This window comes from Tardiphaga sp. 42S5 (assembly GCF_034044155.1).
Lineage (GTDB): Bacteria > Pseudomonadota > Alphaproteobacteria > Rhizobiales > Xanthobacteraceae > Tardiphaga > Tardiphaga robiniae.
Genome location: NZ_CP139027.1, coordinates 306,269 through 330,946, shown reverse-complemented (window position 1 = coordinate 330,946; position 24,678 = coordinate 306,269). Strand labels below are relative to the sequence as shown.

The 24,678-nt window shown below is 62.3% G+C and carries 24 protein-coding genes; 22 read left to right on the top strand and 2 right to left on the bottom strand.

What is annotated here, in order from left to right:
* Positions 1–6: 6 nt before the first annotated feature.
* The 10 genes from ccoO (at position 7) to SFY93_RS01485 (ending at position 9,154) form a co-directional block, all read left to right on the top strand.
* Positions 7–741 carry a cytochrome-c oxidase, cbb3-type subunit II gene (gene ccoO, locus SFY93_RS01530; RefSeq protein ID WP_320445815.1) on the top strand — a complete coding sequence of 245 codons (735 nt, stop codon included), beginning with the start codon at positions 7–9 and terminating at the stop codon, positions 739–741.
* A gap of 12 nt (positions 742–753) precedes the next feature.
* Positions 754–918, top strand: a complete 165-nt coding sequence (locus SFY93_RS01525; RefSeq protein WP_068729582.1) for a cbb3-type cytochrome oxidase subunit 3 — start codon at positions 754–756, stop codon at positions 916–918.
* Positions 919–925: 7 nt separating this feature from the next.
* The gene (gene ccoP / locus SFY93_RS01520) at positions 926–1,801 is read left to right on the top strand and encodes a cytochrome-c oxidase, cbb3-type subunit III (RefSeq protein WP_320445814.1); all 876 of its coding nucleotides are present in this window, start codon (positions 926–928) and stop codon (positions 1,799–1,801) included.
* Positions 1,802–1,901: 100 nt separating this feature from the next.
* On the top strand, positions 1,902–3,350 hold the full coding sequence (gene ccoG, locus SFY93_RS01515; protein ID WP_320445813.1) for a cytochrome c oxidase accessory protein CcoG: 1,449 nt from the start codon (positions 1,902–1,904) through the stop codon (positions 3,348–3,350).
* 11 nt (positions 3,351–3,361) lie between these two features.
* The gene (locus SFY93_RS01510; RefSeq protein WP_320445812.1) at positions 3,362–3,862 is read left to right on the top strand and encodes a FixH family protein; all 501 of its coding nucleotides are present in this window, start codon (positions 3,362–3,364) and stop codon (positions 3,860–3,862) included.
* Between the two features lie 8 nt (positions 3,863–3,870).
* Positions 3,871–4,041: a cbb3-type cytochrome oxidase assembly protein CcoS gene (gene ccoS, locus SFY93_RS01505; RefSeq protein ID WP_320445811.1), complete on the top strand. Its 171-nt coding sequence runs from the start codon at positions 3,871–3,873 to the stop codon at positions 4,039–4,041.
* 185 nt (positions 4,042–4,226) lie between these two features.
* Positions 4,227–5,810, top strand: coding sequence for a GMC family oxidoreductase (locus SFY93_RS01500; RefSeq protein WP_320445810.1), 1,584 nt, complete (start codon positions 4,227–4,229; stop codon positions 5,808–5,810).
* 43 nt (positions 5,811–5,853) lie between these two features.
* Positions 5,854–7,017, top strand: a complete 1,164-nt coding sequence (locus SFY93_RS01495) for a M20 family metallopeptidase (RefSeq protein ID WP_320445809.1) — start codon at positions 5,854–5,856, stop codon at positions 7,015–7,017.
* 83 nt (positions 7,018–7,100) lie between these two features.
* Positions 7,101–8,822 (top strand): FAD-binding protein, encoded by a 1,722-nt coding sequence (locus SFY93_RS01490; protein ID WP_320445808.1) that lies wholly within the window; start codon positions 7,101–7,103, stop codon positions 8,820–8,822.
* Complete coding sequence (locus tag SFY93_RS01485; protein ID WP_320445807.1) at positions 8,819–9,154, top strand: 2Fe-2S iron-sulfur cluster-binding protein; 336 nt, start codon at positions 8,819–8,821, stop codon at positions 9,152–9,154. Before SFY93_RS01490 ends, SFY93_RS01485 begins: the two co-directional genes overlap by 4 nt.
* 78 nt (positions 9,155–9,232) lie before the next feature.
* Here the strand turns inward: SFY93_RS01485 and SFY93_RS01480 are convergent, their stop codons facing one another.
* Positions 9,233–9,727, bottom strand: coding sequence for a MarR family winged helix-turn-helix transcriptional regulator (locus tag SFY93_RS01480; protein WP_320445806.1), 495 nt, complete (start codon positions 9,725–9,727; stop codon positions 9,233–9,235).
* Positions 9,728–9,892: 165 nt separating this feature from the next.
* Here SFY93_RS01480 and SFY93_RS01475 point away from each other — a divergent pair, with 165 nt between their 5' ends.
* The 11 genes from SFY93_RS01475 (at position 9,893) to SFY93_RS01425 (ending at position 22,166) form a co-directional block, all read left to right on the top strand.
* Entirely contained in the window at positions 9,893–11,170 is a 1,278-nt protein-coding gene (locus SFY93_RS01475; RefSeq protein ID WP_320445805.1) for an amidohydrolase/deacetylase family metallohydrolase, read from the top strand.
* 51 nt (positions 11,171–11,221) lie between these two features.
* Complete coding sequence (locus SFY93_RS01470; protein ID WP_320445804.1) at positions 11,222–13,603, top strand: xanthine dehydrogenase family protein molybdopterin-binding subunit; 2,382 nt, start codon at positions 11,222–11,224, stop codon at positions 13,601–13,603.
* Complete coding sequence (locus SFY93_RS01465; protein ID WP_320445803.1) at positions 13,600–14,433, top strand: FAD binding domain-containing protein; 834 nt, start codon at positions 13,600–13,602, stop codon at positions 14,431–14,433. Before SFY93_RS01470 ends, SFY93_RS01465 begins: the two co-directional genes overlap by 4 nt.
* The gene (locus SFY93_RS01460) at positions 14,430–15,626 is read left to right on the top strand and encodes a xanthine dehydrogenase family Fe-S subunit (protein WP_320445802.1); all 1,197 of its coding nucleotides are present in this window, start codon (positions 14,430–14,432) and stop codon (positions 15,624–15,626) included. Before SFY93_RS01465 ends, SFY93_RS01460 begins: the two co-directional genes overlap by 4 nt.
* Positions 15,627–15,713: 87 nt before the next feature.
* On the top strand, positions 15,714–16,868 hold the full coding sequence (locus SFY93_RS01455) for an ABC transporter substrate-binding protein (protein WP_320445801.1): 1,155 nt from the start codon (positions 15,714–15,716) through the stop codon (positions 16,866–16,868).
* Positions 16,869–17,048: 180 nt separating this feature from the next.
* Positions 17,049–17,921, top strand: a complete 873-nt coding sequence (locus SFY93_RS01450) for a branched-chain amino acid ABC transporter permease (RefSeq protein WP_320445800.1) — start codon at positions 17,049–17,051, stop codon at positions 17,919–17,921.
* Entirely contained in the window at positions 17,918–18,964 is a 1,047-nt protein-coding gene (locus SFY93_RS01445; RefSeq protein WP_320445799.1) for a branched-chain amino acid ABC transporter permease, read from the top strand. The genes SFY93_RS01450 and SFY93_RS01445 overlap by 4 nt, the downstream gene beginning before the upstream one ends.
* Complete coding sequence (locus SFY93_RS01440) at positions 18,964–19,764, top strand: ABC transporter ATP-binding protein (RefSeq protein WP_320445798.1); 801 nt, start codon at positions 18,964–18,966, stop codon at positions 19,762–19,764. Before SFY93_RS01445 ends, SFY93_RS01440 begins: the two co-directional genes overlap by 1 nt.
* Positions 19,757–20,461 carry an ABC transporter ATP-binding protein gene (locus SFY93_RS01435; protein WP_320445797.1) on the top strand — a complete coding sequence of 235 codons (705 nt, stop codon included), beginning with the start codon at positions 19,757–19,759 and terminating at the stop codon, positions 20,459–20,461. Before SFY93_RS01440 ends, SFY93_RS01435 begins: the two co-directional genes overlap by 8 nt.
* Entirely contained in the window at positions 20,451–20,795 is a 345-nt protein-coding gene (locus SFY93_RS01430; protein ID WP_320445796.1) for a Rieske (2Fe-2S) protein, read from the top strand. The genes SFY93_RS01435 and SFY93_RS01430 overlap by 11 nt, the downstream gene beginning before the upstream one ends.
* 96 nt (positions 20,796–20,891) lie before the next feature.
* Complete coding sequence (locus SFY93_RS01425; protein WP_320445795.1) at positions 20,892–22,166, top strand: alpha/beta hydrolase family protein; 1,275 nt, start codon at positions 20,892–20,894, stop codon at positions 22,164–22,166.
* A gap of 42 nt (positions 22,167–22,208) precedes the next feature.
* On the opposite strand, the gene SFY93_RS01420 is transcribed toward SFY93_RS01425, so the two are convergent.
* Positions 22,209–22,682 (bottom strand): MarR family winged helix-turn-helix transcriptional regulator, encoded by a 474-nt coding sequence (locus SFY93_RS01420; RefSeq protein WP_244558562.1) that lies wholly within the window; start codon positions 22,680–22,682, stop codon positions 22,209–22,211.
* Between the two features lie 419 nt (positions 22,683–23,101).
* Here SFY93_RS01420 and SFY93_RS01415 point away from each other — a divergent pair, with 419 nt between their 5' ends.
* Complete coding sequence (locus tag SFY93_RS01415) at positions 23,102–24,592, top strand: porin (RefSeq protein ID WP_320445794.1); 1,491 nt, start codon at positions 23,102–23,104, stop codon at positions 24,590–24,592.
* The last annotated feature ends 86 nt before the right edge of the window (positions 24,593–24,678 follow it).

Sequence of the window (24,678 nt, the reverse complement as noted above, 5' to 3'; positions counted from 1 at the left end):
TCAATCATGTCGTTCTGGAGTCGGCACCAAATCTTCGAGAAGAACTCGATCGTCTTGATCGTGGGTATCATTCTCGTCATCGCCATCGGTGGCATTGTCGAGATCGCGCCACTGTTCTATCTCAAGAGCACCATCGAGGCCGTCGAGGGCATGCGGCCCTATACACCGCTCGAACTCGCCGGGCGCAACGTCTATGTCCGCGAGGGCTGCTATCTCTGTCATTCGCAGATGGTCCGGCCGCTGCGTGACGAGGTCGAACGCTATGGGCACTATTCGCTCGCGGCGGAGAGCATGTATGACCATCCGTTCCAGTGGGGCTCGAAGCGCACGGGGCCGGATCTGGCCCGCGTCGGTGCCAAGTATTCCGATGAATGGCACGTCACGCATCTGAGCAATCCGCGCGCCATCGTGCCGCAATCGGTGATGCCGTCCTACAAGTTCCTGGCCGAGACGCCTGTCAGCACCGAGAACATCGCCGATCATCTGAGCACCAACCGTGCGGTGGGTGTGCCCTATACGGATGATCAGATCGCCAATGCGGTGGCAGACCTGAAGACCCAAGCCGATCCCGACAATGGCGATACCGACGCGCTGCTCAAGCGCTATCCGAAATCGGTGGCGCGTAACTTCGACGGCAAGCCGGGTCTGCCCACCGAGATGGATGCACTGGTCGCCTATCTGCAGATGCTGGGCACGCTGGTCGATTTCAAACTCTACAACGAAAAAGCAAACCTCCGCTGAGGAGATGGAAGCATGCGCGCAATCCTGACCGTCGAGAACTTCGCGTCGAACCTCGTCCTCACATTCTGGACGCCGGTCTTCGTCGGAATCTTCATCGCAATTCTGACCTACGCATTGTGGCCCCGCAACAAGGCGATGTTTGACGCAGCTGCGCGTCAGCCCTTGCGAGAGGATTGATCAGATCATGAGCGATCACGAAGGTGAATTCGACAAGGCCACCGGCAAGACCACCACAGGTCACTCCTGGGATGGTATCAAGGAACTCAACACGCCACTGCCGCGCTGGTGGGTGATGACCTTCTATCTCACCATCGTGTGGGCGATCGGCTATTGGGTCGTGTATCCGTCATGGCCGCTGGTGCAGAGCTACGCGACGGGCGTCATGGGCTATTCGTCACGCGCGGATGTCGCCGTCGATCTTGCAAATCTTGAGAAGATCCGCGGAGGCAAGATGGCGGTGCTCGGCGCTGCACCGCTCGCGGAAATCGAGAAGGATCCGGCGCTGCTGGCACTGGGGCGCGCCAGAGGCCGTGTGGTGTTCGGCGACAATTGCGCGCCGTGTCACGGCACTGGTGCGACCGGTGCCAAGGGCTTCCCGAACCTGAACGATGACGACTGGCTGTGGGGCGGTACGCTGGAGCAGATCGAGAAGACAATCCAGTTCGGCGCGCGTTCCGCCCATGCGGAATCGCACGAAGGATCGATGCTGGCCTTTGGCCGCGACGGCATGTTGAAGAAGCCGGAGATCGAGACTGTTGCGAACTACGTGCGCTCACTGTCGGGATTGCCGACGGCCAAGGGTTACGACGCCAATGCCGGCCAGAAGCTGTTCGCCGACAACTGCGCCTCGTGTCACGGCGACGCCGGCAAGGGAAATCCCGACATGGGGGCGCCGAACCTGACCGACAATATCTGGCTCTACGGTTCGGACGAGGCGACCATCGTCGATACCATCACCAATGGCCGCAACGGCGTGATGCCGGCCTGGATCGGCCGTCTCGATCCGGCGACCATCAAGGCACTGACGATCTATGTCCATTCGCTGGGGGGTGGACAATAAGTCATAGCGCGTGCGGGCAATCCCGCTCGCGCGTTTGACGTACATCAATTGCACCGCACTGGCGAAGTCTAGGGTCATTCCAAGGACGAGAGTGACCTCCATGAACAAGCCTGTTACGCCCCAGGAATTTGGCTACGGCCCGCTCTATGCGGCGCAGAAGAAGGTCTATCCGCAGAAGGTCTCCGGCACGTATCGCAACGTCAAATGGGCGCTGATGGCGGTCTGCCTTGGAATCTATTATCTGCTGCCCTTCGTGCGTTGGAACCGCGGCCCCGGTGCCCCCGATCAGGCTGTGCTGGTCGATCTGCCGAACAGCCGCTTCTATTTCTTTTTCATCGAGCTGTGGCCGCAGGAAGTTTATTTCTTCACCGGCCTGCTGATCCTTGCCGCCCTTACGCTGTTCCTGATGAATGCCGTCGGTGGTCGCGTCTGGTGCGGCTATCTCTGTCCGCAGACAGTCTGGACCGATTTGTTCTTTGCCGTCGAGCGGTTGATCGAAGGTGATCGTCGCGAGCGGATGAAGAAGGAGGCCGAAGGGCTCACGCTGCAGCGTGTCGTCGAGCTGACGATGAAGCATTCGATCTGGCTTCTGATCGCGTGGTGGACCGGCGGCGCCTGGGTGCTCTATTTCAACGATGCGCCGACACTGGTGCGCGAACTCGTGACGTTCCAGGCGCCGGCGCTGGCTTATATCTGGATCGCGATCTTGACCGCGACGACCTATACGCTGGCCGGCTGGATGCGCGAGCAGGTCTGTCTCTATATGTGCCCGTGGCCGCGCATCCAGGCGGCGCTGACCGACGAGTGGGCGCTCAACGTTACCTACAAGACCGATCGCGGAGAGCAGCGTACCTCGTTGAAGAAGGCCAACGAGTTGCGCGCGCTCGGCCAGCCCGCAGGCGACTGCATCGACTGCTATCAATGCGTGAACGTCTGCCCCGTCGGTATCGATATCCGCAATGGCTTGCAGATGGATTGCATCCAGTGCGGGTTGTGTATCGACGCCTGCGACGGCGTGATGAGCAAGATCGGCCGGCCGACCCGGCTGATCGGCTACGACACGGACATCAACATTGCGAGGCGCAAGGTGGGCAAGTCCGAAATCTATCGCGTCATCCGGCCCCGCACGATCGTCTATGCAGGCCTCATCGCCGTCGTCGGTGCCGTCATGCTCTATGCGCTGCTGACCCGTTCGCTGCTCGACATCAATGTGCTGCATGATCGTAATCCGGTCGCTGTGCGCCTCAGCGACGGTTCGATCCGCAATGCCTATACGGTGCGCCTCTTGAACAAGCGTGGCGCCGGCCGCGTGGTCACGCTCGACGTCAACGGGCTGGCAAATGCCACAGTGCATGTGGTTGGCATGGATGCCGCGTCTTCGGGCCGCCCGGAGATCGTGCTGGGCCGTGACCAGACCACGGAACTGCGTGTGCTGGTGACGGCGCCGGCCGCGAGCAATCCCGACAAGTCGATGCCGCTTGTGATACGGGTCACCGATGCCGCCCATGGTGACATGGCGTCAGCGATCGATCATTTCGTTGCACCGTGAAGGAGAACAACATGAGCGCCTCCGTTGCCGCGCCTCGTCCGATCACTGGCCGGTTCGTTCTGATCTGCCTGGTCTTGTTTTTCGGCATGATCATCGGCGTCAACGTCGTCATGATGAAATTTGCGCTGGAGACGCTGCCTGGCGTCGAGGTGGACAGTCCCTATACCGCGAGCCTCGCTTACGGCAACGAGATTGAGGCTGCGCGCGGCCAGAGCAGTCGCGGCTGGAAGGTCAGCGCGCATGTCGAGCGCGATGCTGCAGGTGATGCCGCCGTCCGCGTCGAAGCGCGCGATCGCAACGGCAATCCGATCACGGGGCTGAGTTTCACCGGTCGGCTGGAGCGGCCGGCCGATCGTCGCGCGGACCGGCCGGTTGAGCTCGTCGGGGCTGGCGGTGTGCTGTATCGTGGCAAGGTCGCCGAACTTGCGCCGGGACTGTGGGATCTGGTGCTTGAAGGCGAGGCCGGCGGACAGCGCATGTTCCTGTCGAAAAACCGCCTCGTGCTGAAATAGGTCCAACCATGCAGTCCCTTGTCGTCCTCGTGCCGCTTGCGCTCGCGCTTGGATTACTCGGCCTGTGGGCCTTCATGTGGTCGCTGAAAAGCGGACAGTATGAGGATCTGGAAGGTGCGGGATGGCGCGCGATTCTCGATGAGGATCCGCCGGCGACGAAGCCTGGCGATCCGGCCTGAGGCCGTCTGCCGTTCATTTTCTCACCGTTACAACTTTATCGTCATGCCTTTGCCGCGTGTTGCCCCTGCAGCGCGCCTGCTGGCGTCTGCTGCGCACCGGGCGCATAATGGCGGGAACGGATTTTGCACGCGTCCGGCCGGTTAAGACCGGCGCAAGGCGCCGCAGCAGAGAGAAATGAAGCACTATGTATGATGTGATCGTCGTCGGTGGTGGATCTGCCGGCGCTGCCGTGGCTGCTAGGCTTTCCGAAAACCCCGCCACGCGTGTGCTGCTGTTAGAGGCCGGACTCGACTGGCGCGCGGCCGATGCGCCGTGGGAAGTGACCACGGCGAACCCGATTCCGATCATTCACCAGCGCGAATTCCAGGAAAAGTGGCAGTGGCCACAACTGCATTCGCGCCGCGTCGCCGGGCAGGACCAGCGCTTCTATTGGCGCGGCAAGGGCCTCGGCGGTTCGTCGATGATGAACGGCCAGATCGCGATCCGCGGCGTCGCCGACGCATTTGACGAATGGGCGTCGCTGGGGTGCACCGGCTGGTCGGCCAAGGAGATCATGCCGCTATTCTCGGTGATTGAGGACGATCTGGAATTCGGCGACAGGCCCGGTCATGGCCGTGGCGGTCCGCTGCCGGTCTATCGCGCGCCGCCTGAGACATGGGGGCCGATCGACAAGGGCCTGCGCGATGCAGCGCTGGCCTCAGGCTACGCGTGGTGCGACGACGTCAACGGGCCGGATGGCGAAGGCGTCGCCTGCTATCCGATCAACAGCCGCAATCTGCGCCGTATTTCCACCAATGAGGGCTATCTGGAGCCTGCACGCGGCCGCGCGAATCTCGAAATCCGCGGTCATGCGCTGGTCGACAGCGTTGTGATCAAGGACGGTCAGGCGACCGGTGTGATCGTGCACTTCGAGGGGCAGGGCACGCAGGAAATCAGCGCGCGCGAGATCGTGCTATGCGGTGGCTCGATCCACAGTCCGGCGATCCTGCTGCGTTCGGGCGTCGGCCCGGCGGACGAGCTGAAGGACATGGGCATCGCTGTGGAATGCGATCTGCCCGTCGGCCGGAATTTCTTCGACCACCCGCTGTTTCGCACGACGATCAAGCTGCAGGACGCCGTCGCGCCGGAAGACAACGACACCCGTCACACCAATTGCTGTGTCACCTATTCGTCGGGCCTTGCCGACGGCGGCAAGCGCGACATGATCCTGATCGCGTTCAATCATCGCGGCATCGGCAATCCCGGTGCCATCGGCGCCGGCCTGTTCAACGCCTTCTCGCGCGGTACGCTGAAGCTTGCATCGACCGATGCGTCGATCGACCCGATCGTCGAGGAGAACATGCTGGCTGACCCCCGCGACATGCTGCGGATGGTCGATGCAGTGAAGCGGCTTGCTGTGATCACCACGCAGCCGGCGCTCGCCGGCATCGCCGACTGGATTCGCCTCACCGATACCGACATGACGTTGCCGCAGGCAGCGGCGTTGCCGACGCGCGAGCTTGAAGCCGTGCTGCGCCGTGACACCGGCGATATCCAGCACGCCGCCGGCACCTGCCGCATGACGGGCTTCAAGGACACCGGTGGCGTGGTCAATCCGGATGGGACCGTGAAGGGCCTCAAGGGCCTGCGTGTTGCCGATGCGTCGATCATGCCGTCAGATTGCCGTGCCAACACCCACTTCACCACGGTGGTGATCGGCGAAGCCATTGCGCGCATGATGATGCGCAGGTCGAATGTAGCGTCGCCCGCCGTGGCGATGGCGAAGTAAGAACGCGCAACGCAAGCGCTCAAGAGTGACCGAAGGACAATTCATGTTGAACACTACCGAAACCCAGATCATCGACTGGCTCGCGTCCCAGAAGCAGCCGATGATCGACCTGCTGCGCGACGTCGTGAACATCGATTCCGGCTCTTTCGACAAGGAAGGCGTCGATGCCGTCGGCGCTCGTTTCGAACAGCACTTCGCCGAATACGGCATCGAAACCTGGCGCGAGCCTCATGATGTCTATGGCGATGCCGTGCATGGGCTGATCACCAAACCCGGCAGCAACGAAAAGCCGGTCCTGCTGATGGGCCATCGCGATACGGTGTTTCCCAAGGGCGAAGTTGCCAAGCGTCCCTTCACCATTAAAGGCAACCTGGCCCATGGCCCGGGCGTTGCGGACATGAAGGCCGGCGTCGTCATCAACGTGTTCGTGGCCGCAGCGCTGAAGAAATTCGATGCCGCTCCGTGCCCGATCAAGCTGCTGATCACCGGCGATGAAGAGATCGCGTCGCGCTCGTCGCGGCCGATCATCGAGCGCGAGGGTCGTGCGGCCCGTGCTGTCTATAATTCGGAACCGGGGCGTCCGACCGGCAATATCACCACCGGCCGCAAGGGCGGCGTGTTCATGCGTTTCGAGGTGTTCGGCAAGGCCGCGCATTCCGGCAACAACTTCTCGGTTGGTATCAGCGCCATTGGCGAGCTCGCGCACAAGATCGTGCAGATTCATGCACTGACCGACATGGACAAGGGCATCACGCTGAATGTCGGCCTCGTATCGGGCGGCCAGTCGGTCAACACCACGGCGCCGCATGCCGAAGGCGAGATCGACTTCCGTTACATCGACCCCGCCGATCGCGCGACCATCATGGGCGCCATCGAAAAAATCATTGCGACGTCGACCGTGCCGGGCACGACGGCGAAGCTGCACATCAACGGCGAATTCCTGCCGCTGGTGCAGGACGCCGCCGCCAAGGCGATGTTCGAAGCCTATCAGGCGGCCGCTGTCGACTCGGGCCTCACCACGCTGACCGGCGAATTTGCCGGCGGCTGCGCAGATTCCGGTTTCACCGCCAGCGTCGGCACGCCGACGCTCTGCGGTCTTGGCCCGGTCGGCGGCAATGTCCATACCGATCTGGAGTGGCTGGATATCGAGAGTATCGTTCCGCGTGCACAGACACTGGCGCGGGCGATCCTGCGCACGGAGATCTGACGACGGGAGACGCCGCGTGGCATGGTTCTGGCACGGCGATGGTTGCTGACAACGCCTTTGTTTGAAGAGACACTCGCCTGACCATGACATCATCTTCTCCCATTACTTCGGCTCCCACCTATCTCGAATCCGATGTTCTTGTGATCGGCGCCGGCGGCGCCGGCATGTATGCGGCGCTGGAAGCAGCGAAGGCTGGCGCGTCAGTCATCCTCGCCGATCGCAGCCTGATCGGGCGCGGCGGTGCCACGGTCATGGCGCAGATGACGGTGGCAGCGGCGCTGGGCGAGCAGACGCCAGATCACTGGGAACATCATTTCGCCGACACGCTCGCCGCCGGCCGCGGGCTGTGCGACGAACGTCTTGCGGCGTTGCTCTGCGAAGATGGCCCGCAGCGGCTGCGCGAAATGGATGCCTGGAAGGTCGGCTGGGCGCGCGAGGACGGACATATCAAACAGGCGCAGGCGCCGGGGCATGATCGGCCACGCTGCGCCTATGTGGATTTTCTCTCGACGGGCCCCGCGGTGTCGAAGACGTTGCGCACGCAACTGAACAATGCGAGCGGTATTCGTCGCATCGGCGATCTCACCATTGTCGATATCGCGCTGCGTGACGGCGAAGCCTGCGGTGCCACGGCGCTGCATCTGCCGACCGGGCAGGCGGTGACGCTGGCCGCGAAAGCGGTGGTGATTGCGACCGGTGGATTGACCGGGCTCTATCGGCGCAACAGCGCGTCGTCGAATATGGGCGGCGACGGCTATGCGCTGGCCTTGCGCGCGGGCGCCGAATTGATCGACATGGAATTCGTGCAGTTCTTCCCGATCGGTCATCTGGCACCGCGCCTTGTTGGGATGGATCCGATCATGTGGGACCCGTTCCGCTACAAGCTCGGCGGCAAGCTGCTCAATTCCGAGATGCGCGAATTCGAAGAGGACTATGCAACGCGTGACAAGCGCAGCGACGGCACCTATGTGCTAACGCGTGATCTCGCCACCTATGCGATTACCAAGGAGGTCGAAGCCGGCCGCGGCAGCCCCGCCGGCGGCGCCTATCTGAGCTTCCAACATGTGCCTGAGGCCGAGATCCGCAAGGCGTTCGGGCCGGTGGTGGATCGGCTCGCCGAAAACGGCATCGATCTGGCGCAGCGCCCGGTCGAGGTTGCCCCGATCGCGCATTATCATATGGGCGGCATCCGCGTGGACGAGATGATGGCGACCGGCGTGCCCGGGCTGTTCGCTTGCGGTGAAGCGGTCGGCGGCGCCAATGGCGCCAACCGGTTGTCGGGCAATGCGATCACCGAAGCCTTCGTGTTCGGCGCGCGGGCAGGCCGTAGCGCCGCGGAGCGCGCAAAGCAGAATGCGTCGATGTGGTCAGCCGATGCCGCGAAGCCGGTAATCGATCTGCTGCGCAGTGCCAGCAAACGTGATGCGCCAAATCCCGCAGCGGTGATCGTGAAGCTGCAGGCCGTGATGGCCGATGATGTCGGTCCGTTCCGCATCGATGCGAAATTGCGTTCGGCGATATCAGCCATCGCGCAATTGAAGGCCGATATCGGCGATACGCCGTTCGCGTCAGCGGAAAGCTTCGATCCCGTGCTGGCCGACTGGCTCGACCTGCGCAACATGCTCGCCGTCGCGCAATCCATCGCTGTCCCCGCACTCGCACGCACCGAAAGTCGCGGCGCCCATCAGCGCGACGATCATCTCGGTCTCGACGATGCATGGAGTGTCAACCAGGTCGTGGCACTGTCGGGCAGCGACATGACCCTGCGCAAGGTCGTGCCCACCACCGGAAAGGCTGCCGCATGAAGGCGACACTCAGCATTCAGCGCGGCGCACTCGGCACAACGCCGCATCAGGACACGTTCGACATTCCCTTTGAACACGGCCAGTCCATTCTCGATGGCTTGCGTGCCATCAGGCGCAGCATGGATCCTTCGCTGGCGTTTCGCTTCTCCTGCATCAATGCGAATGCGTGCAAGGAATGCATGATGCTGATCGACGGCAAGGTCGATTACGCCTGCACGGTTCGGCTCAAAGAGGGAATGACGACGCTGGCGCCGCTGCCGAAAAAGGCGCTGATCCGCGATCTCGTCACCGAAATCGCACCGCCTGATGAACGGCTGATGCTGCGGTCCTGAATAATTGTCTGCCTGCTCGGCGGTCAGGCTGATTAATTTATAGTCGTTCTAATTTGGGAAGAGCCCTCTCGGCGACCTTTAATCCGATAGATCAGCGGCTCCGTCGCGGCTGCTGTTCGCTGCGACAATGCGCTGCATCATGGCAATAAACGCTGTCTGTTCCGTCTTGGTGAGGTTGCCGAGCGTGGCGCGGTGCGCCTCGCGTGCGGCGGTTTCGATCTTGTCGAGCAGGGCTGCACCGGCCGGTGTGAGCCGACAGACGCGGGCGCGGCGGTCGTCGTCGCTGACCGGGCGCTCGACCAGCCTGCGTGCTTCGAGTCGCTTCAGCGCGCCCGTCGTCGTCGTGCGATCCAGAGCAATATCAGCGGCTAAGCTGGTTTGATCGGCCGTTCCGCGCGCCGCCAATGCGGACAGCAGGCTGTACTGGAGTGGCGTCATCTCGAAGGCACTGCAGGCTTCCTGGAACAGCGCGACATGGATCTGGTGTAGCCGTCTGATCAAAAATCCCGGTCGCTGGGCCAGCGGCCAGGGCTTGTGGACGGGCTTGTCACGGCGTGGCTTGGCCTGGGGCAACGCAGTCTCTCCTTGTGTCGGCTACGGCTCGTATGGTGCGAGCGCGTTGAAAAACTACCGCATCGCAATGTTTATGGCACGGACTTTGCTTTTGTAAAATACGAAGTATGCTTCGTATTTTGGTGAGCCTCTAAAGAGGAGCCGCCAAAGCGTAAGGAGATCGCCATGTCTGTTACCGCCTCGTTCGACCTGCTGCTGCGCGGTGGTCGCGTTATCGACCCTGCTGCCGGCGTGGACGGCATCAAGGATGTCGCCATTCGCAATGGCAAGATCGCCGCCGTGCAGTCCGACATTCTGCCGACCAGCGCGAAGGAAGTCGTCGATGTCACCGGCAAGCTGGTACTGCCGGGCTTGATCGATACCCACGCACACGTCTTTCAATACGTCAGCGGTCGTTTCGGCATGCAGCCCGACATGGTCGGCGTGCAGTCCGGGGTCACGACGCTGATCGATCAGGGCGGCCCGTCCTGCATGACGCTACCCGGTTTTCGCCACTTCATCGCCGAGCCCGCGAAGTCACGCGTCTACGCGTTTCTCTCTGCCTATCTCGTCGGCGGTCTCGAAGGCCACTTCTATCCCAACCTCTACAGCCCGGATGGCGTCGATATCGACGCGACCGTGAAATCGGCAGTGGCCAATCGCGATCTCGTTCGCGGCATCAAGGCCCATGCGGAAATCGGCGGCTTCGCGCGCTGGGGCATTCGCGTGATGGAAATGGCGGCCGAAATCGGCAAGCGCGCGGAATTGCCGGTGTATGTGCATTTCGGCCAGCTCTGGGGCCTGCCGGAATCGGGCAATAACGGCGAAGACGTCGATACGATTCTGGAGCGTGTGATCCCGCTGCTCAAGGAAGGCGATGTTCTGGCGCATCCGTTCACGCGGCATCCCGGCGGTTTCGTCAATCGCGAAGGTGAAGTGCATCCGGTGATCCAGGCCGCGATTGATCGCGGCCTCAAGATCGATGTCGGTCATGGCAGCCACTTTTCCTATCGCCTCGCCAAGAAGGCGATTGCCGCCGGCATCGTGCCGAACACACTCGGCGCCGACATTCACGGTTACAACACCGAGGTGCCCGCGCCTGCCGGTACGCCGGACGAGCACGAGGATGACGAGAACCATCCGTTCAAGGGGCAAGCCAAGTTCAGCCTGGTGCAGGCGATGAGCTCGATGATTTCGCTCGGCCTCACGCTCGAACAGGTGGTGCCGATGGTGACGTCGAACCCGGCCAAGATGATCGGCCTGTCCGACAAGATCGGCTCGCTCAAGGTCGGCATGGATGCCGATGTCTCGGTGCTCGTCGAAAAGCCCGGTCGTTACATCCTGCGCGACAACGAGAATACCGAGGTGATTGCGAACGGCTTGCTGCAGCCGGCCTTCTGCCTGCGCGCGGGCACCCGCTTCGATCCGATCGCTCCGATCCTTCCTCAGGCCGTTGCGGCCTGAGCTTTGCAAGCCAGTTCGCTAGTCAATCCGGAAGGCGCCGGGAGTTCGTCGATGCGCAATGAGCGAGATATCTCGCCCGCCGCCCCTGCTTCAAAGCAGGGCGTGGGCGCGCGCGTGCCGCGCAAGGAGGACGATCGCCTCATGCGTGGGCGCGGGCAGTTCGTCGGCGATATCAGGCTGGCGGGATTGCAGGACGTTGCTTTCGTCCGCAGTCCGCTGGCGCATGCGCGAATTCGCGCGATCCATATTCCCGAACGCCACCGCGATGTGGTGTTCACGTCCGCCGATCTTGTCGGCATCAAGCCGATCCGGGCGATCACCGGCCTTGCCGGCTTCAAGCCCTCCGATCAGCCGATCCTGGCGACCGATAAAATTCGTCAGGTCGGCGAACTCGTCGCCATGTGTGTCGCCCCGACGCGTGCCGAGGCCGAGGATATTGCGGCCTCCGTCACGCTCGATCTCGAAGAGCTGCCCGCCGTCTACGATATGCTCAAGGCGCGTGAGGCCGGCTCGCCTCTGGTGCATGAACACTGGGGCGACAACGTCTTTCTCGAAAGCTTCTTCGAACTCGATATTTCCAGCGCTCTCGATGCGCCGATCAAGGTGACGCGCGAGATCTCGACCGCGCGACAATGCATGTCGCCGCTGGAAGGTCGGGGTGTCATCGCCACGTTCGATCATCGTCTCGATCAGCTCACGCTCTATACCGGCAGTCAGATGCCGCACATTGTGCGCAACGGTCTGTCCGACTGCCTTGAGATGGATCAAGGACAGATCAGGATCGTCTCGCCGGATGTCGGTGGCGGCTTCGGTCACAAGGGCATCTTGCTGCCGGAGGAAGTCTGCCTGTCATGGCTCACCATGAAGCGCGGCTTCCCGGTGCGCTGGATCGAGGATCGCCGCGAGCATCTCGTCGCGAGTTCGAACTGCCGCGAGCATCACTACAAGATCACCGTCTATGCCGATCGCGACGGCACGCTGCGCGGCATCGACTGCGAAGCCACGGTCGATTCCGGCGCCTATTCGTCTTACCCGTTCTCGGCCTGCCTCGAAGCCGCGCAGGTGGTCAGCATCTTGCCCGGCCCTTATCAGATGCCAGCCTATCGCTGCCGCACCTATTCGGTGGCCACCAACAAGTGTCCGATCCTGCCCTATCGCGGCGTCGCCCGAACCGGCGTGTGTTTTGCGCTGGAACTGATGCTCGATCTCGTCGCGGCGGAAGCAGGGCTTGAGCCCGGCGACGTCAGGCTGCGCAATCTGGTGCGGCCGGAGCAGATGCCGTTCGACAACATCACCAAGAAGCATTTCGACAGTGGCGACTATCCCGAAGCCTTGCGTCGCGCGGTGGCGCAGATCGATATCGATGGCATCCGTGCGCGGCAGCGCAAGGGCGAGGATGACGGCCGGCTGATCGGTGTCGGTCTCTCGATCTATTGCGAGCAAGCCGCACATGGCACCTCGGTCTATTCCGGCTGGGGCATTCCTATGGTGCCCGGCCATGAACAGGCCACCGCGCGACTGACGCCGGATGGTGGACTCGAACTGAAGGTCGGGGTGCATTCGCACGGTCAGGGTCTGGAGACGACGCTGTCACAAGTCGCATTCGAGATGCTCGGTGTCGATGTCGCAAAGATTCGTGTGGTGCATGGCGACACGGCGATGACGCCCTATTCGACCGGCACCTGGGGCTCGCGCTGCATGGTGATGGCCGGCGGCGCGGTGGCGACGGCGTGCCACGAACTCGGCGAGCGCGCCAAGAAGATCGGCGCCAAGCTGCTGCAGGTCGACGAAGCCAATGTGGTGCTGGTGGATGGCGAGATCCGTGGGCCCAATGGCAGCGTCACGCTGAAGGAAATCGCGCACACCTGGTATCGGCGGCCGCAGGATCTGCCCGGCGATGTCGATCCCGGCGGGTTGGAGGCGACCTCCGGCTACAAGCCGCAGCGTGACAGTGGCACGTTCAGCTATGCCGCCCATGCGGTCACCGTCGCCGTCGATCCTGATTTGGGCGATGTGGAAATTCTCGATTACGTCATCGTCGAAGACGGCGGCGTGCTGGTCAATCCGATGATTGTCGACGGCCAGATCTATGGCGGTCTCGCGCAGGGCATCGGCACAGCGTTGTATGAGGAGATGCCGTTCGATCGCGCCGGTCAGCCGCTCAATACGACATTGGCCGATTATCTGCTGCCCGGTCCGACCGAAGTGCCGATGCCGTGGCTCGATCACATGGAAACGCCGTCGCCTTACACAAAGTTCGGCGTTAAGGGCATCGGCGAAGGTGGGGCCATCGCGCCGCCGGCGGCGATAGGCAATGCGGTGAACGATGCGCTGCGCGGTCTCGGCGTCGAGATGCTGCAGTCGCCGATCACGCCGCGCCGTGTGCTCGAAGGCATTCTCGCGGCGCGCGATGCGAAGAGGACCGCCGCATGAAGCCGGCACCCTTCGCCTATGAGCGCCCGCGCGATATCGCCTCGGCCTTAGCCGCAATGGCTGGCGACGGCGTGGTCAAGATCATGGCCGGAGGCCAGTCGCTGGGGCCGATGTTGAATCTGCGTCTGGTGGCGCCTGACACAATCGTGGACATCACCGGGCTCGCCGAATTGAAGCATGTGGAAGTCGCCGGCGATGAGCTGGTGATCGGCGCCTGCGTCACCCATGCCGATATCGAGGATGGCCGCATTCCCGACGTCACCCGCGGCGCGATGCAACGCGTGGCCTCCGCCATCGCCTATCGCGCGGTGCGCAACCGCGGCACCGTCGGTGGTTCGCTCAGCCATGCCGATCCGTCCGCGGACTGGGTCTCCACTTTCGCCGCACTTGGCGCAACGCTGTCGCTGCGTAGTGCAAGCGGAGCGCGGCGTGTTGCGATGAAGGATTTCATGCTGGGTGCGCTGGAAAGCGTGCTGCAGCCCGGCGAGATGCTGGAAGCCGTGCGCGTGCCAGTGATGTCTTCCTCCGCGCGCTGGGGCTATGTGAAGAGCTGCCGCAAGACGGGCGAGTTCGCCCATGCCATTGGCGCGGTGCTGATCAATCCAGAAGCTGGCAAGGCACGTATCGTCATTGGCGCAGTCGAAGCCGCGCCGATCATCGTTGAGAATGCCGAAGAACTGTTCGGCGGGCGTATCACCAGCGATTTCAAGTCGCGCTTCGACGCGCGCGTCGCCGACACCCTGCTGTCGAAGGCCGGCATGGCCGATGCCGCCGATCGGCATATTCACGTCACCATTCTGCGCCGTGCTGTTGCGGAGGCCGCGGCATGAACTCGGTCGAACTCACCGTCAACACCCGTGCCGTGAAGAAGGATGTCGAGCCGCGCACGAGTCTCGCCGACCTGATGCGCGACACGCTCGATCTCACCGGCACGCATCTCGGCTGCGAACATGGCGTCTGTGGTGCCTGCACCATCCTGGTCGATGGCATACCGACGCGCTCCTGCATCACTTATGCGGTGGCATGCGATGGCGCCGATGTCACCACCATCGAAGGTCTTGATGATGACGAGATTGCCACGGAGCTGCGCGCCGCCTTTACCCGCGAACACGCGTTGCAATGCGGCTACTGCACGCCGGGCATGCTGGTCTCGGCGCGCGATCTGGTGAAGCGCCTGCCGGATGCCGACGAGAAGCAGATCCGCATCGGTATGTCAGGCAATCTCTGCCGCTGCACCGGCTACGTCGGTATCGTCCGTGCCGTGCAGTCGGTCATCACCGAGCGCCGCGCGCGCGATATCGCGCCGGAGCCGGATGGCGGGCGCAAGGTGCTGGGACCGGCAGGGTCAGGGCACAAAGCCTGTGTCAGCTCTCAGAAGCTGATGCCCGCGCAGCCTGCTGTATCCGAACCGGCTGCCGCCGTCGCACTGCTGGACATTCCAGACTTCACGCCATCGACCACGCTCGAGCAGCAATTCACTGTCGCGCATGCACCTGCAAAAGTCTTTGCACTGTTCGATGACATCGCGGCCGTCGCCTCGTGCCTGCCGGGCGCCACGCTGGTCGGCACGCCCAGACCCGAGCGTGTCGAAGGCGCGATCCGCGTCAAGATCGGGCCGATCTCGGCCAACTTCAACGGCGCCGCCCGCGTTGAGCGCAACGAGGCCGATCTCGCCGGCCGCATTCTCGGCATAGGCAGCGACCAGCGCAGCCGCTCCACGACCCAGGGCGAAATCCGTTACCGGCTGGTGCCGCAGGATGACGGCGCGGCGACGCGTGTGGAGCTTTCCATCGGCTACAGCCTCACCGGCATGCTGGCACAGGTCGGTCGCAGCGGGCTGGTGCGCGATCTCGCGGCGCGGCTGGTCGCGGAATTCGCCGGCAATCTCGATCGCCGCCTGTCGGGCGATGTGACATCGGCGCCGTCAGCGGCAGCCGATCTGAATGGTGTTTCGCTGATCCTTGGTCTCCTGCGTGAGCGCGCGACGAATGTCTTTCGCCGCCTCACCGGGCGCGGAGGATGAGCGTGAGAGAGATCGACGTTCGCGCGGACATGCGAGCGGCGGGGTTTGGACTGCGCAAGTTTCATCAGCGTAACACTGGAGGACCACATGATACGGACCATCAAAGCCGCCTCGGCGACCGCCCTGGCCATTGCTTTCCTGAGCAGCGCTGCGACTGCGCAAACCATCAAGATCGGCGTCAATGAGCCACTGACCGGCGCGTTCGCCGCATCGGGCACCTATGTCGTCAACGGCGCCAAGATCGCTGCAGACGAAATCAATGCGAAGGGCGGCCTGCTCGGCAAGAAGATCGAGCTCGTCATCGAAGACAACAAGAGCAACCCAACGGAAGCTGCTGCCGTCGCCGAGAAGCTGATCACGCGCGACAAGACGCCAGTCATGCTGGGCGCCTGGGGCTCCAGCCTCACCCTCGCGGTAATGCCGAAACTGGTCGAATACGAAACCGCGATGGTCGTCGAGACCTCCTCGGCCAGCAAGATCACCACCTCGGGCAATCCTTACGTGTTCCGCATCTCGCCGCCGTCCTTCGTCGAGGCCGCTGCGTTCAAGAACATCGTCGACAAGCTGGCGCTCAAGAAGGTCGACTTCCTCGTCATCAACAATGACTGGGGCCGTGGGACCGCCGAGGACTTCAGCAAGATGATGAAGGAAAAGGGCATCAGCATCGGTCTGGTCGAGACCATGGACCAGTCGGCGCAGGACATGAGCGCGCAGCTAGCCAAGATCAAGGCAACGGATTCCGAGACCGTGATCATCACCGCGGCGGTGGACCAGCTCACTTTGATCTTCAAGCAGGCGGCAGCGCTTGGTCTGAAGAAGCGGATCATCACCACCGGCGGCTCGCAGAATCCCGATCAGATCATCGCCCAGGCCGGTGCCGCCGCGAACGATACCATGCATCTGACGACTTTCCTGCCCTGGATGCCGGAAAAGACGCCCAACCCGGAAGCCACGACCTATTTCATCAATGAGTGGAAGAAGCGCGGCTTCGATTTCGCCGGTTGCACCGAGAGCTTCCGCGGCTATGACGGCATCCGCACCATTGCGGCCGCCATCGAGAAGGCCGGCAAGGCCGAGCCGGCGGCGATCAAGGACGCGCTCTGGAAGATCGACGTCAAGGGACTGAACGGCGACATCATCTTCAAGAAGTCGGGTCCTGCAGGTCAGGAGAGCGGCCAGAGCTTCCCGAACGTCTATCTGGTCGAGATTTCCGGCGGCAAGATCGTGATGAAGGATCTCTGAAGCTTCCGCGCTCCGGCCATGAGCTCCCTCGCCCCGCGCTTGCGGGGAGAGGGCCGGGGTGAGGGGCTACTTCAAGGTGGAATACTGGCTCCCCCTCACCCGGATTACTCGCTTCGCTCGCAATCCGACCTCTCCCCGCAAGCGGGGAGAGGTTAGTCAACCACTGAGATTGGATTACCCGTGGACCAGCTTCTCCAACACCTCGTCAATATGCTCGTGCTCGGCGGCACCTATGCGCTGCTCGGCATCGGGCTGACGCTGATCTTCGGCATCATGAACGTGGTGAATTTCACCCACGGCATCCTCTACACGTTCGGTGCCTATATGATGTTCATTGTCGTGCATCAGCTTGGCCTGAATTTCTTTGTCGCGCTGCCGGTGGCGATCGTCGCCGGCTGGCTGCTGGGCGCCGTCATCGAGATCACGCTGCTGCGGCCGCTGCGCGGCGCGGACATCGACACCACCATGTTGGTGATGATCGGCGCCTGGATCGCGATGCAGTCCGGCGCGCTGTGGATCTGGGGCGGCGTCGCCAAGTCCATCGACAATCCGTTTCCCGATGCGCCACTGGTGATCGGACCTGTGTCCGTGTCCTGGCTTCGCCTGTTTGTGCTGCTCGCCGCCGCGCTGCTGATCGTGCTCGCCTACTCGCTGATTAACCTCACGAAACTCGGCAAGGCGATGCGCGCGACCTTCCAGGATTCCGATACCGCCGCACTGATGGGTGTCAATGTCAGCCTGATCTACACCTCGACCTTTGCCATCGGATCGAGCCTTGCCGCCGCCGCCGGTGCATTGCTCGGTCCGGTCTATGTCGTGTTCCCGCAGATGGGCGATCTCGCCGCGGTGAAGGCCTTCGCCATCGTCATTCTTGGCGGCCTCGGCAATATCACTGGCGCCGTGATTGGCGGCTTCATTCTCGCTTTGGCGGAAGAGCTCGGCGCCGGCTATGTGTCGTCGGGCTATCGCGACGCCATGGGCTTCCTGATCATCATCATGGTGCTGATATTCAAGCCGACAGGATTGTTCGCACGGGCGGAGCGCGTCGGATGAAGCAGATCGTTGCGCTCCTTTGTCTCGCCTTCTTCGCTTCCGTGCCGATGTGGCTGACGGATCCGTATCTGCTCAACGCGCTGATCACCACCGGCATCTTCATCATCGGCGCCATGAGCCTCAATCTGCTGCTCGGCTTTACCGGCCAGCTCAGTCTTGGCCATATCGCCTTCTTCGGCATCGGCGCCTATGTCAGCGCGCTGACATCGCTCGGCTTCGACGTCCCGATCTATGGCGATTTCCACATAGTCCACGTGCCGTGGCCGCCGATTGCAGGTTTCGTGCTTGCGGTTATCATCTCGGGCTTCTGCGGCTATCTGGTTGGACGCCTGTCCTTCAGCGTGCGCGGCGCCTATTTCGTGATTGTCACGATCTCGTTCGCCGAAGTTGTCAGGCTGGTGGCGCTGAACTGGGTCGAGCTCACGCAGGGCCCGCTGGCGCTGACCAATATTCCGTCGATCACCATCGGTCTGCCGGGGCTTGGCTATCTCGCGCTGAAGACCAAGTTTCACAATTACTATCTAGTGCTCGCTGTCGCCGCGATTTCGTATTTCCTGATCTCGCGCCTCGTTCATTCGCATTACGGCCGCGCAATGCGCGGGCTGATGGAGAACGAGACGCTCGCGGTTGCCGTTGGCATCGATGTCACCAAGACGCTGACCTTGGCCGCCGTGATCTCTGCCGGTATCGCCGGCGCGGCGGGAAGCCTTTACGCGCATTACATCCGCATCATCGATCCCGACGTCTTCGCCTTCATCTCGACGGTGACCATGGTGATCATGGTGGTGTCGGGCGGCAAGGGCTCGCTGGCCGGGCCCGTCGTCGGTGGCGTGATCTTCGGTCTGCTGCCTGTGTTCCTGCGGCCGATCATGCCGCCGGAAGCGCAGTGGATCACCTATGGCGTGGTGCTCATCGTCATCCTGTTCGTCATGCCGCGCGGCATCGTGCCGTCGCTCGCCGCGAAACTCGGTTTGGCCCGTGCCGGCGGAACCAGACGGGCGTCCATCGCCGTCTCCGAGCGTACCGCAGAGGAGCGCGCCTGATGACCGAGACAGTCCTCAGCATCGAACACGTCGCGGTCCATTTCGGTGGCCTCGTCGCGATCTCGGACATGAACTTCCATGTCAACAAAGGTGAGATCGTCAGCCTGATCGGGCCGAACGGCGCCGGTAAAACCACGGCCTTCAACGTCATGACCGGCTTCCTCACGCCTACCAAAGGCGCGGTGAACTATTGCGGCGCGGACCTCAAGGGCAAGAAACCGCATGAAATCGCGGATCTCGGGCTGATCCGCACCTTTCAACGCACCAGCGTGTTCCCCAATGACACCGTCTACGACAATGTGCTGATGGGTCTACATCGTCAGGGTAAAGTTGGTCTCGCCGAAGCCATTCTCGGCCTGCCGCGCGCGCGCGCATCGGAGAAGGCGCAGCGCGCCCGTGCCGCCGAACTGGTGCGCTGGATCGGGCTGGAAGCGCGTGCCGATGATCTTGCGGGCTCGCTGTCCTACGGCGAGCAGCGTCTCGTCGGCGTCGCACTGGCGCTCGCCGCGCAGCCGAAGATGCTGCTGCTGGACGAGCCTGTGTCCGGCATGAACGCGTCGGAGACGCATACTTTCGTGCAGCTGATCCGCAACATTCGGGATCGCGGCGTCACGATCCTCTTGGTGGAGCACGACATGCCGATGGTGATGAGCGTGTCGGATCGCATCGTCGTGCTGAATTACGGCCGCATCATCGCCGAAGGACCGCCCGATGAAATCCGCAAGAATCCAGCAGTGATCGAAGCCTATCTCGGTCAGAGCGCGAAGGATGTGGTCAAGGAGGTCGCAGTCCATGCTTGAGATTCGTGACATGGTTTGCGCCTATGGCCAGATCTCGGCCCTCAAGGGCATTTCGCTTTCGGTCAAGGCTGGCCAGCTTGTGGCGCTGATCGGCGCCAACGGCGCCGGCAAGAGCACGACGCTGCGGGCGATCTCGGGGCTCGTGCCATCGCGCTCTGGCAGTCTGCATTTCGACGGCGAGGACATCACCGGTATTGGCGCGCAGCGGGTGCTCACCAAGGGCATAGCGCATTGCCCGGAAGGCCGTCGCGTCTTTCCGCATATGACGGTGGCCGAAAATCTCGACATGGGCGCCTATCTGCGCTCGGACACGAACGAAGTCGCTGCGGACCGCGACCGCATCTACGGCGAGTTCCCGCGTCTCGCCGAACGCCGCAAACAGGCCGCTGGCACGCTCTCCGGCGGCGAGCAGCAGATGCTGGCGATCGGCCGTGCGCTGATGTCGCGGCCGCGCCTGGTTATGTTCGATGAGCCGTCGCTTGGTCTCGCGCCCAATATCGTCGAGCGTACCTTTGCGATCATTCGCGCGATCCGCGACGCCGGCACGACTGTTTTGCTCGTTGAGCAGAACGCCTTCGCCGCGCTCGAGATGTGCGATCATGCCTATCTGCTGGAGTCCGGCCGCGTCGTGCTGTCCGGCGCAGGAGCGGAGCTGATCGAGAACGAGCATGTGCGACGGGCCTATCTTGGCGGATGACGACAATCCCGCCCGATGGGTCGCGGTCTGCTCACGCGAGCGCCTGACCGAACAGACGATCGTCTGCGTCAACGTGGCTGGCTTCGGTGTTCTCATCGTGCAGGATGGCGAGACGATCTACGCCTGCGAGCGCGCCTGTCCGCATGAGCAGGCCGATCTCAGCCTTGGCCGCGTCGCCGATCGCCGGCTGCACTGTCCGCGTCATCTGGCCTGGTTCGATCTGGCAGACGGCAGCATGTCGCCGGGCTGGCCCAGCAGGGGTTTACGACGCTATCCGGTGCGCGAAAGGGGTGCACAAATCTGGGTCGATGCACAGGCCGTCGTCCCGAAGTAACAAGCCTTCGCGAAAGTTACGCGGCATCGGGTCTGGATGCAGAATTCGTTGGCGCTGCAGCATTCAATTGGTGCAGTTGCGGTATAATAATCATGCTTGCCCCCTCGTAAAGCGCGGATAATACTGCTGAAAAGTCGGACTCCTGAGTGTGTCTGGCAGTACACAAATGGGCGCAAGACCCATGCTTCTCGTCGATCTTCCAAGCGATCTCCGTCAAGGGCCAGGGATGTGACCATTATCGATTTCGGCAGGGCCATCCCATCGTCGCAGGGGCGCGGCTGGCAGCAATGGCCCGGCCATGAAGACTTTTCGCTGCAATTCCTGCGCGTGCTGCGCGCGGCGCAGGAAGGCGGAAGTACTGTTTCGGAATGTTTCCTGGCGGCGGAGCGCATCAATCCGCGCGATGACGAGAGCTGGTATCGCGAATGGCATAGCGCGGCTGATATCAACCGTGACCGCGCCGCGGAGGCGCTGGCCAGCGGCCGCATCCCGACGGCGCTGAGCAATTGGCTGCGCGCAGCCAACTACTATCGCACTGCTCAGGTCATGCTCGCTTGCAGCGATCCGCGGCAAGGCGCCGCCATCGCACTGATGCAGGATTGCGCCCGACTTTACGTGCAGCATGCAACGCCTGCCGGCGAGGTCGTCGAGATCCCGTGGCGGGACGGTATGTTGCAGGGATACTTCGTTCCTGCGCCGTGCGCGACACGGCCGCTGCCGGTCGTTCTCTGCGTCGTCGGGCAGGGCCACTACAAGGAAGAGCATCTGCACAGGGTGCCCAGCTACGCGCTGGACCGCGGTCTCTCGCTGTTGCTCGTCGATTTGCCCGGTCAATCCTATAGCCAGGAGATGATCGGGTCGCCTTGTCGGTATGAGGTCGAAACGGCGATCAGCGGCTGGGTCGATTTCCTGGCCGACCGCAGCGATATCGATCAGGAGCGAATTGCGATCTTCGGAGACGGCCTCGGAGCTGCCTTTGCGACGCGCGGCGCCAATCTCGACGACCGCTTTGCGGCAGCTGTTTGCGATGCCGGAATCTGGGAGCTTCACGAGCGCGCGTTTATTGCCAGCCGCATTTCAGGCCGCGCAGGTCTGGGCTGTCCGAGTGAAATCGAGGGCTTCAACAGCAGCAGCGTTGCCGCCAATATCAAATGCCCGGTCCTAGTTGCGATGGGCGAGCGCGACTGGCTCGATGTCGATCACGTCACGGAATGTTGCCGCGTCATGAAACAAAACGGCCTCGACATCGAACTGAAGATCTTCCGCGCGTCGGAAACGGTGGCCCCGCCCGCCCAGATCGATATTCCGACAGTGGGCAACGAGTTCATTTTCGACTGGATTGTCGATCGTCTGGACTCACGAACGAAGTAGGGCGCGGCGGGGTCGATTGATCCGCCACTCACCCGGCGATGGTCAGCTCTCGACTTCCAGCATCAGTGTCGCTTTTTCGAGGCGACTCTTGAGCCGGGACATGTGCTGTCCGATCTCCTTCAAGGCCTGCTCGTCGAAATCGCTGAGAATGAAATCCCCGAGCGACTCTCTACGAGCTGATAGCGCGGAGATCTTCTTGCTGGCCTTTTCGGACAGCGACATCAGTACGACGCGGGCATCCTCGCGGGACGCAACGCGCCGCATGAAGCCATTCTTCTCGAGCATTTTGGATTGGGTGGTGACGAAGGAGGGGTCGACGTGGAGCATGGCGGAGACGTCCTTGACAGGCACGCCGTTGCCGCGATCGAGGTCGCTGACGGCCATCAGGATCATCCATTGCGGTCCGCTGATGCCGAGCTCCTTGGCCCAGAACTGGCGGATTCCCTCAAGATGAACGTTGATCGAAGCGATGTCCCAGATGAACTGGCGGATGATCTCCTGATTCTGGCCGGTCACCCAAATCGAAAGCTCATTTTCGTTCCAGCCCGCAGATCCCCCACGCATAGTCACCACTGCCCCGCCGGCCATTCCATCGTCCCACACTTCTCAGAATTCTATAATTGTATCAGTGAATTGTGACGTGCAAACCACGATTTCGTGTGTTGCCGGGAAACCACACTGCATCGCGATAAAGTTACCTGAGTTCATAAAGTATTTTGCTTCTAGGAATTGCGCAGGCATTCTCAGTTCCGGCGATGGGGAAACCCTCAGTCGTCCCGTTGAAGTAGTTCGCTTGAGTGCCTCGCGTTATGCGGGTGTTTCCGAAAGCGCGAAGTATTTGAGCGGTTAGTTTGGGGACTTGGGGGACTAAATCTTCGGGCGTTCGCGCCTGGCAGATCCGGAACCTTCCCTTTTGGACAACTTGGAGGTTTAACATGACGATGATTAAGAGCCTTATCCTCGGCTCGGCGGCGGGTCTGATCGCCATCGGCGGAGCTCAGGCAGCCGATCTTCCGGTGAAGGCCAAGGCAGTGGAATACGTGAAGATCTGCTCGCTCTACGGCGCAGGCTTCTACTACATCCCGGGCACCGACACCTGCATCAAGATCGGCGGCGCGATTCGTTTGGACGTGGCTTTCAACGGTAACGTCTACGACAACCCGTTCTGGCAGGGCGGCGCTGGTGGCGCTGGCGTCTGGACCAAGGACTATTTTGTCACGCGTGAGCGCGTGAACACCACGCTCGACACTCGCACCGCGACCGAATACGGCGTTCTCCGCACGTATTCGAACATCCAGTTCGACTTCTCGCAGGGTCGTGAGTCGATCGCTGGTGGCTTCGTCGAAGTCGACTACGCGTTCATCCAGTTCGCAGGCTTCACCCTCGGTAAGGCCGTCTCGCAGTTCGATCCCCAGTGGGCGCTCGCCAAGCCGACGATCTCGTCGGGCTTCAACGCCGGTTCGAACAACGCGACCGGTATCCCGCAGCTCGCCTACACCGCCTCCTTCGGCAACGGCGTGTCGGGCACGATCTCGATTGAGAACGCTTCGCCCTACCGCAACGCCGGTCTGTACAACGTTGCCAATCCGCTCCTCGCTCCGTTTGGCGCCAACACCGCCGCGGCCTACGGTGCGGCCTCGAACACCTTCGTTGGCAATGCCTACGGCGGCAACCACATTCCTGATATCGTCGGCAACGTTCGCCTCGATCAGGCTTGGGGCACGCTGCACTTCGCTGCCGCCATGCACACCATCACCCCTGGCTTCTATGGCGCCAACGAATCCTTCGGTCATCCGGATGACTCGTACGGCTTCGCAGTCAGCGGCGCGGTCGAGTTCAAGAACCTGCCCACCGGCGCAGGCGACAGCTTGAAGCTTGAAGCGTCGTACGGCAAGGGTGCAGCCAAGTACGTGTTCGGTGGCACCACCGACGTGAACGGCGGCGGTCGCTATGCCAAGGTCACCGGCAACACCCTCGGCTTCGGCTACGTCCTCGACGGCGTGTACGGTCCGGGTGGCTCGATTCAGCAGAGCTCGGCCTGGGAAGTCAGCGGGTTCTATGAGCACTACTGGACCCCGGCTTGGCGCACGTCGCTGTTCGGCAACTACAGCCACATCTCGTACGGTGATGCTGGCAACGCTTTGCTCGCCGCAACCTTCGCTCCTGGTGGCGCAACTCGCTCAGCGACCGTTCTTCTGAACCAGACCGGCGGAAACTTCGACCTGGGCCTTGCCCAGATCGGCACCCGCACGGCCTGGACCCCGGTTCAGAACCTGACCCTGTCGGCTGAATTCATCTACAGCCGTATGGAGACGAACCTGCAGGGTACCTTCACCGGTGCCGTCACCGGTAAGCCGCTGCAGACCTACAACCTGGGCAACCAGAACGCGTACAACGGTGCAGTTCAGATCCTGCGCTCCTTCTAATTCTGATCGTCTCACGACGACCAGTCTTTGAAACAAAGACCCCCGGCAGGAAACTGTCGGGGGTTTTTTGCTTTTACGGGGCGCTC